Source organism: Propionispora hippei DSM 15287 (assembly GCF_900141835.1).
GTDB classification, from domain to species: domain Bacteria; phylum Bacillota; class Negativicutes; order Propionisporales; family Propionisporaceae; genus Propionispora; species Propionispora hippei.
This window is the reverse complement of record NZ_FQZD01000016.1, coordinates 70,974-78,940: the sequence shown is the minus strand read 5'-3', so window position 1 is coordinate 78,940 and position 7,967 is coordinate 70,974. Positions and strand designations below refer to the sequence as shown.

Annotated in this window: 9 protein-coding genes and 1 pseudogene; 2 read left to right on the top strand and 8 right to left on the bottom strand. The window is 47.8% G+C overall.

What is annotated here, in order from left to right:
* Positions 1-437: pseudogene (locus tag F3H20_RS11045) on the bottom strand (hypothetical protein); the annotation flags it as partial.
* A gap of 385 nt (positions 438-822) precedes the next feature.
* On the opposite strand from F3H20_RS11045, the gene gpmA reads away from it, so the two are divergent.
* A complete protein-coding gene (gene gpmA / locus F3H20_RS11040; protein ID WP_149734989.1) occupies positions 823-1,548 on the top strand; it encodes a 2,3-diphosphoglycerate-dependent phosphoglycerate mutase in 726 nt (241 codons plus the stop codon).
* A gap of 71 nt (positions 1,549-1,619) precedes the next feature.
* Here gpmA and F3H20_RS11035 read toward each other — a convergent pair whose 3' ends face one another.
* Genes F3H20_RS11035 through nikR form a run of 3 tightly spaced genes read right to left on the bottom strand, consistent with a single transcriptional unit; the run spans position 1,620 to position 3,112 of the window.
* Positions 1,620-1,946: a PDGLE domain-containing protein gene (locus F3H20_RS11035; protein WP_149734988.1), complete on the bottom strand. Its 327-nt coding sequence runs from the start codon at positions 1,944-1,946 to the stop codon at positions 1,620-1,622.
* The gene (gene cbiM / locus F3H20_RS11030) at positions 1,939-2,649 is read right to left on the bottom strand and encodes a cobalt transporter CbiM (protein WP_149734987.1); all 711 of its coding nucleotides are present in this window, start codon (positions 2,647-2,649) and stop codon (positions 1,939-1,941) included. The genes F3H20_RS11035 and cbiM overlap by 8 nt, the downstream gene beginning before the upstream one ends.
* A gap of 34 nt (positions 2,650-2,683) precedes the next feature.
* Positions 2,684-3,112 carry a nickel-responsive transcriptional regulator NikR gene (gene nikR, locus F3H20_RS11025; protein ID WP_149734986.1) on the bottom strand — a complete coding sequence of 143 codons (429 nt, stop codon included), beginning with the start codon at positions 3,110-3,112 and terminating at the stop codon, positions 2,684-2,686.
* A gap of 140 nt (positions 3,113-3,252) precedes the next feature.
* Here nikR and F3H20_RS11020 point away from each other — a divergent pair, with 140 nt between their 5' ends.
* Positions 3,253-4,485: a radical SAM/SPASM domain-containing protein gene (locus F3H20_RS11020; protein WP_149734985.1), complete on the top strand. Its 1,233-nt coding sequence runs from the start codon at positions 3,253-3,255 to the stop codon at positions 4,483-4,485.
* A gap of 323 nt (positions 4,486-4,808) precedes the next feature.
* On the opposite strand, the gene F3H20_RS11015 is transcribed toward F3H20_RS11020, so the two are convergent.
* Genes F3H20_RS11015 through F3H20_RS11000 form a run of 4 tightly spaced genes read right to left on the bottom strand, consistent with a single transcriptional unit; the run spans position 4,809 to position 7,941 of the window.
* A complete protein-coding gene (locus F3H20_RS11015; protein ID WP_149734984.1) occupies positions 4,809-5,519 on the bottom strand; it encodes an amino acid ABC transporter permease in 711 nt (236 codons plus the stop codon).
* Between the two features lie 18 nt (positions 5,520-5,537).
* Positions 5,538-6,242, bottom strand: a complete 705-nt coding sequence (locus tag F3H20_RS11010) for an amino acid ABC transporter permease (RefSeq protein ID WP_149734983.1) — start codon at positions 6,240-6,242, stop codon at positions 5,538-5,540.
* Positions 6,243-6,268: 26 nt separating this feature from the next.
* Positions 6,269-7,138, bottom strand: a complete 870-nt coding sequence (locus F3H20_RS11005; protein ID WP_394349568.1) for a transporter substrate-binding domain-containing protein — start codon at positions 7,136-7,138, stop codon at positions 6,269-6,271.
* A 59-nt stretch (positions 7,139-7,197) separates the two neighbouring features.
* The gene (locus F3H20_RS11000; protein ID WP_149734981.1) at positions 7,198-7,941 is read right to left on the bottom strand and encodes an amino acid ABC transporter ATP-binding protein; all 744 of its coding nucleotides are present in this window, start codon (positions 7,939-7,941) and stop codon (positions 7,198-7,200) included.
* Positions 7,942-7,967: the final 26 nt, after the last annotated feature.

Below are 7,967 nucleotides of genomic sequence, written 5' to 3'. Positions count from 1 at the left end.
GTACCGGTCGCTCCCGTTACTCCTGTATCCTCTTCCAAAACTTCTCCTAATACCAAAGAGGCAGTCGTTGGAGTCGTTAAGGAATAGATTACAGTATTCGAGGTCGTATTTTCCAGGCTTACCGTTACAGGAGCAGCCTCGACCTGGAACAAAGCAAATCCAACCACTTCACCATTCTTTAAAGGTGAATCACCTGGTAACGCATCGCCCTGAGACGTTACGATAGAAAATGACGCGCCTTGTGTCCCCAAGCTCGACTGCGTAGCTACCCACCAGTTAACAAAAAATCTTCCTGCTTTATTTATGGTGATGATTCCTGTTGTCGTGTCATATGCTATGGCCCCAAAAGAACTTATCACATCTTCAAATACCACATTGGCACCCGCCACAACCGTCCCGCTTGTATTTCTTTCAAGCTGTAACCCTAAGGTGTCCAAAAACTACCCCTCCTCAAAATAATGGTAAAGATGACAATACGCTTGTTGCGCATTGCCGCAGCAAGTAAATCATATATAAAGTATTCGGTCCATATCATACTACGTTCCTTAGCCTTACATGTTCCTGCCCGGGCCGGAGAACAGCACAATCCACTATTATTGCTATCGTCCCGAAACCTTGCTGCCTTTAAAGTTAGTTGATCATAATATCATATGTAACATTATGTTAATTTGTACCTTACCTTTAAGAGTTATTGCCATATAAACGGCTCTATTCATAGCAGTTCCTTGTCAGACCGGTTTATGGCAAAAAACGGCACAGTATAAAGGTAAAATTCACCTAATTATCGAATATGGTTAAAAAATAGATTCGGAGGTGTTTACTATGTCAGAAGGAACCTCGATCGATTACAAGTATAAAATTGTGTTTATCCGGCATGGCCAGAGTGAATGGAACCGTACCAATCGCTTTACCGGCTGGATGGATGTGGACCTTACGGAGGATGGAGTAGCGGAAGCCTGCAATGCGGGAAAGCTATTACGTACGGCAAATTACCACTTCGACGCCGCCGTTACCTCCCGCTTAAAACGGGCCATTAAAACGATGCATTTTGTGCTGGAGGAAATGGACCAGCTTTGGATTCCCGAATATAAAAGCTGGCAGCTTAATGAACGTCATTATGGTGCGCTGCAAGGCCGCAATAAAGCCGAAACTGCCCAGCTTTTTGGCGATGAGCAGGTCAGAATCTGGCGGCGCAGTTATGACATAGCCCCGCCGGCTCTGGAAAAGGAAGACACCATGTTTCCCGGCCATGACCCCCGTTATGCGGATATCCCGACGGAACAATTGCCGGCTACCGAATCACTGAAGGATACGGAAAAACGGGTTATCGCTTATTGGGAAGAAAGCCTGGTACCCAAAATCAAACAGGGTCTTTGTCTGCTGGTTGCCGCTCATGGCAACAGCCTGCGCGCTCTGGTTAAGCACATTGATCAGATTAGCGCCGACAAGATTATGTCAGTGGAAATTCCTACAGGTGTCCCACTGGTCTACGAGTTCACCGCCGATCTGAAACCGGTCCGTTCCTACTACCTGCAAGACACTAAATAAAAAAACCTAATAAAATAAAGGAGATCGGGCTAAGCAGCTTGTGCTTCCCGATCTCCTTTTATGTATGCGCTTTATACTTTACGGCGGTCTTTAGATTGCTGCGCTAACGGCTTTACCAGCAGCAAGACAATACAGTAACTCAGCAGCGAGCCGATAATGGCCGATAACAGATAGCCGGCAATCCCACCGGCCTTCCCCGTCCCTAAAGCTTCCAGGCTGTAATCCGGCAGCCACGCGTTCCACAGACCGCCCACCTTGACTACTCCTTGAGGTACATAGCCCAGTACGGTCTGCAGTTCCTCGCTACCCCACTCACCCCAGGCAGTTCCCTCAGCCAGCATCCCCAACGGCGTGAGCAGTATCATAGCCACTAAAAACCAAATATACCGTTTAACCATGTCCGGCCTCCTCCGGTGAACGGCCAGGCAGCCGGGTCAGTACAAAATGCGCCGAATCACGCAATATGTATTTTAAGGCAAGACCGGTAACCGCTCCCTCAACAAAACCAGCCACCAACAAATGGGCAAACAGCATAGCCGGCACAGCCACTGCTAAACCGTACGGGCAGTATAGTGGTGTACCGTCAGGGGTATGAAACAGCATAGGCTGGACGCCAAATTCCAGTGAGGCCATGAATGCCGCCGCATTAATTCCGATATAACCGGCCGCCGAGGCTGCGAAAATCCGCCGGATCGAATGCAAGGCTGCGTTCCGGCTAAGTGTCATATAGACAAAATAACTGACAAAGGGAAGTACTACAGCCATATTAAAAGCGTTAGCCCCAAAGGCCAGAATCCCTCCGTCACCAAATACCAACGCCTGGATAAACAACGCTACGCTTACGACAATAACCGCAATCCACGGGCCAAATACAATAGCCATCAGAGCAGCACCAGTCGCATGAGCGGTAGTTCCATCAGGAATCGGGACATTGAACATCATAACCAGAAAAACAAAAATAGCTCCCATCGCAATAAATGGGACCTGAGCCGCCTCGACCGTTTCCTTCAGCTTCGCTGACGCCCTGTACCAAAAAGGCAGCATGGCGGCGGTAAACACGGCACAGGTAGATGGACTTAAATACCCGTCAGGTATATGCATACAACCTCACCTCATCTTATACATATGCTAAGCCTTACTCATGACTGTGCGGCTCTTCCGGCTCCAGATGTGTAACCGACAGTTCGGCGTAAACAACCTGTTTTAAGACCTGGATGCTTTGCTGCAATTCCTTCAGTCGTTTAAGCACGCCCCGTACCACAATAATCTCAAGACATTGCTGTGCATTCAAATGAATATGCATAGTCGAAACAATCTCGTGATGGAAGCGGTGCTGCAGTTCGGTTAAACCGTCTGATAAATGATGATGATAGACCAGCACGATGGTTCCAGCCACCGGCTCATCCAAGCGAAGCTGATTAGGATCAATGAGCGCCTTCCTGACCAGATCGCGCAGGGCCTCTGAACGGTTGTTATACCCCTGATGGACGATTAACTCATCAAACTGCTCCACCAAATCCCGGTTCATGGAGACGCCAAAGCGCACCAATTCATTGTCTTCCATGGCAATCCTCCAGTGTTACGTTTCTTCCATATTGTAGCACGATTTACCAGTCAAGTAAAGCCCATAGCGTCCCCCCTGGGAACGTCGGCTACTGGTGACGCATATAATACGTCACCAAAATGGTAAGGGAGGAAGAGACTTTGTACTACCGCCTAAAGTCTCACTGCGCCCTGGTAGAAGGGGCTGCCCGGGGGGCTATCTATGATTTTCGTTCAGGCAAGGTATTATCCATCAATCGCGGCGCAATAGAACTGCTGACAGCCTGCCAACAAATGCCGCTGGACACTCTGCTGGACCTGCAGGACCCCGAGGTCCGGCCATATCTGAGCTTTCTTGACGCACTCGCCCGGAGGAACCTTGGAAGCTATTACGCCCTGAACCCGCCGGCTGCCGCTCCCCAGCCGGAACCCGTACCGGCAGCGACACTGGACTTCTTGTGGCTGGAACTTACCTCCTGCTGTAACAACCGCTGCCTCCACTGCTATACCGCCAGCAGTCCTGCTCTCCAGCAGGGTTGTGTACCTCATGAAAGATGGCTGTCGTTAATCGGCGAGGCCCGGAAACAGGGAGCCACCGCGCTGCAGTTGATTGGCGGTGAACCGCTGCTCTACCCTAAGTGGCGCGAATTGATCGTCAAGGCCGGGGAGGAAGCCTACGACTACATAGAAATTTTCACCAACGCCACACTCATTGATGAGGATTGTATCCGTTTTTTCAAGCACCATAATCTGCATCTGGCAACCACAATTTATGCAGCCTCTGCCGATATCCACGACAGAGTAACCGGCAATCAGGGCAGCTTTGACAAAACCTTGACGGCCATAAAGAAAATACTGGCGGCCGAAATACCTCTTCGTATCGCGTCCATCCTGATGAAAGCCAATGAAACAGAAGCCCAAAACATCGTGCAGCTTTGCCGGGAGCTTGGTCTGCCGGACACAGTACCTGATATCATCCGACCCACAGGCCGCGGCGACGATGACGGGCTGCTGCCCCAGTACTATCACCGTCCGCCGGTCAGGCCGCCCTTTTATACTGACCGGGACAGCTTCCGGCTGGCCCACTTCAGCCATAGCTGCCTAACGGGCAAAATCGCCATTACCGCGGACGGCGATGTCCTGCCCTGCATTTTTGCCCGTGACCGAATAGCCGGCAATATTTTAAACCACCCGCTGCAGGAAGTGCTCTCCGGCGCTGTTCTGCAAGAGACCTGGAACACGACCAAGGATGCCATTATCAAATGCCGGGACTGCGAATATCGCTATGCCTGCAGCGACTGCCGGCCGCTTGCGCAGAGCACCGATCCGGACAAAAGCTGGTACGCTCCTTCTCCCTATTGCGACTATAACCCTTATACCGGTCAGTGGAAGTGATAAAGAAACGCAAAACAGGCGAGCTGCAAAAAAAACAGCCGCCCGCAAGGCAGCTCCGAATCAATCACCTCTCTGTTTTGACTTAGGGCTTGTTGGCAAACTATCTGAAACATTCCGTTAGTTTACCAACACACCCTAGGGTGTGTCTTCAAATTATCCGAAACGATTTCTAGCGGTGCTTTTTGTGCCATACTTCATTAAAATTTTTTGAAATAGGGGCCGCTATTCCTGCAAAATTTTTACTCGTCTGGCGCAAAAATCCCTCGCCACGAATCATTCCGTTATTTTGAAGACACACCCTAACCAAAACAGGGGTTTTATATTTAATTATACTTTAACTGACGAAACGCTCCTACATGCTTTTCGGCAAAGCTAAACAACAGTTGGACAAGCGTGCACAGTATTAAGTAGACAACAAACACATCCACATAGGCTTCAATATAATTATAGCCGTACGATGCGGCTATTTTTCCTGTTGCCGTAATATCCTTAACAGTCATCAGAAAGGCCAGAGAAGTATTCTTAATCAGATTAACAGCGAGATTACACAAATTAGGCAAGGCGGCTACCATAGCCTGGGGAATAATAATTCTCCGGTATATCTGGGGCAGCGTCATCCCTACTGACAGGCCTGCCTCGATCTGTCCTTCATTGACACTTAGCAGGGCCGAGCGAAACACCTCGGATAAAAGCGCTATCGTATTTAAAGTAAAAACAACGTAGGCATACCAAATAGGATCAATTTCAAAAACATTAAAATCCCAACCCAGGCTCTTAATCAGGTAATTTAATAAACTCGGCATCAGACTGTATATGACCAGGATTTGCAATACCATCGGCGTGCCCCTGACAAAGGATACGTAAACTCTGACTAATTGCCTAAGTATGTTGACCTGATAGATTCTTATCAGTGCCATAAAAAAACTAACCGGTGCAGCCACAAGCAGGGAGACCAAAGTAATTTCCAAGGTAACCGGGATGCCTTTAAGAATGGCCGGAAAAGTTTGTACCATAAAATCATAATTCAATTCCATATCACTTTAGTCCCTCCCTTAAGCCGATCTTGTCTTTTTATAGCGTGACAATCTGGTTTCCAGCCCGAACAGCGCTTTTTCAAATAAGATCGCCATGCCCCAATAAATAGCCGACAGGGCAAGATATATTTCCAAAGCATACGATCCGTAATTTCGGGCTATGATCAAATTACCAGACCCCAGTAAATCAATCAGTCCGATGGTGTAAGCCAGCGCACCTTCTTTCAACAGTGTAATAAAGGAATTGGTGAAGTTAGGAAGCGCGATGATGGTTCCCTGGGGCAGTACAATCCGGTAAAACGCCTGAAGGGGTGTCAAGCCTACGCTGACCGCCGCTTCATACTGTCCTTTGTCAATAGCCAGATAAGCAGAACGGATGACCTCGGAGATGGCTGCGGCGAAAAGCAGTGTAAAAGTAATAATCACAAAAAATATTTTGTTAAATTCGTTAATATCGTAGTCGAATACTTCCAGAAAGAATTTAGGTAAACCGTAAAAAACAATGAACAGCAAAATGACCGCCGGCGTGCAACGTATTACACAGGTATATCCATCGCCTAACAGTCGATAAAGCTTGCGGCTGCTTAATTTAGCAGCCGCAAGTACAAAGCCGAATAAGGTACCTAACACGACCGAGCCTACAACGACTGCCAACGTCACCCATAGGTACGGCAATAAACCGGGTATAACATCAATGATAAATAGTGGGTCAAACGGTCTCATTCAACAATTCCCCCGTCCCTTACTATTTATTTTTTCACTAGCTGTAAAAGATCTTCGCCAAAATATTTCTGTTCCAGCTCTTTAATTTTTCCTGACTGCGTCAATTGCTCAATGGCTTTATCATAAGCATCGGCAAATTCCTGATCTTTTTTATTAAAGATCGGATAGGTAGGAATGGCGTTATAACGAACGTAAGCCAACTGATCATTAAATTTATGATACGTGCCTTTGTCATTGGCCACATTATTTTTATAGGCTAATTCTATATCAAAAAAGGCGTCATACCGGCCTTCCAAAACCCAGGTATAGGCGTCGGCTACCTGGAAGCTTTCGGAGGGCAGTAATTTGATCGGCGTATCCGGATGCTTTTTGTTATAATCCTCTACCACGGCATACTGGGCGTTTTGCGGTGCTATGGGGACTAATTTGCCACCGATTTTAGCGAAACTATCCATATCTTTAATTTTATCGGCATCGCTTTTGCGGAAGGTCAAACCAATCACACTGGCAGCAATATTATTTTTCGGGAAAATAAACTTGGTCTTACGGGCCTCAGTCTGCCATACCCCTTTAATCCCCACATCGTATTTGCCCGATTCCACACCAATCAGCAGATCGTCATCCGAAGTCGGCTCAAACTTAAACTGATATTGGGGAAGCAATTTTCCCACTTCCTTCATGACCTGCACTTCAAAGCCATCCGGTTCGCCAGCCTGATTTACAAAATCATAAGGCACATAATAATTAGTAAAAGCGACTCTCACCACTTTTTTCTCGGTGGTGCCGGCGTCACTACTTGCTTTTTTATCGGTGCCATTCCCGCAGCCTACACTGACTGCCAGCATGGCAAGCATACTGATAACACCCAACGTCTTCCAGATTTTCCTCATGATAATCTCCTCCACAATTTGATATTTCATGCAAATTTCCCATTGCTTTCAGGTTGGCGGAGCACTTAGGCTGTTGATTTCAATATTCTGCTTAAGAAGCTTTTAGTCCGTTCAGCCTTAGGCTTAAAGAATATCTGCTCCGGGGGTCCTTCTTCAACAATAGTTCCGCCTTCCATAAAAATCACATGATTGGCAACTTCGCGGGCAAACTGCATTTCATGTGTCGCCACTATCATGGTCATTCCTTCCCTGGCCATATTCTTCATAACGGCTAAAACATCACCGACTAATTCAGGGTCCAGGGAAGCCGTTGGCTCATCAAACAAAATCACTTCGGGCTGTACGGCCAAGGCCCGGGCAATGCCCACCCGCTGCTGCTGTCCACCCGATAGCTGACTGGGGTAATAATGATACCGGTCAGACAAGCCCACCCTATCCAACATCGCCTTGCCGGTCTCAACTGCCTGAGCCTTCGGGACACCCCGGCCGATAATCAAGCCTTCCGTAACGTTTTCCAAGGCTGTCTTGTTATTGAACAAATTATAATTTTGAAACACAAAGGCTGTCTTTTTTCTCACGTTTCTCTTATCGGCAGCAGACACCTTATTTAGTTGCAGGCGCACATCATCAAAAATCATCTCCCCGCTGCTTGCCTGCTCCAAAAAGTTAATGCACCGCAGCAAGGTCGTTTTGCCTGAGCCGCTTGGTCCCAGGATAACGACCACATCTCCCTTTTCCACCGCGATATCAATCCCCTTTAGCACGGGATTGCCATTGAAATCCTTGTGTATACCGGTAAGCCTTAGCATGGATCATCCCTCCCCCATCATTGACA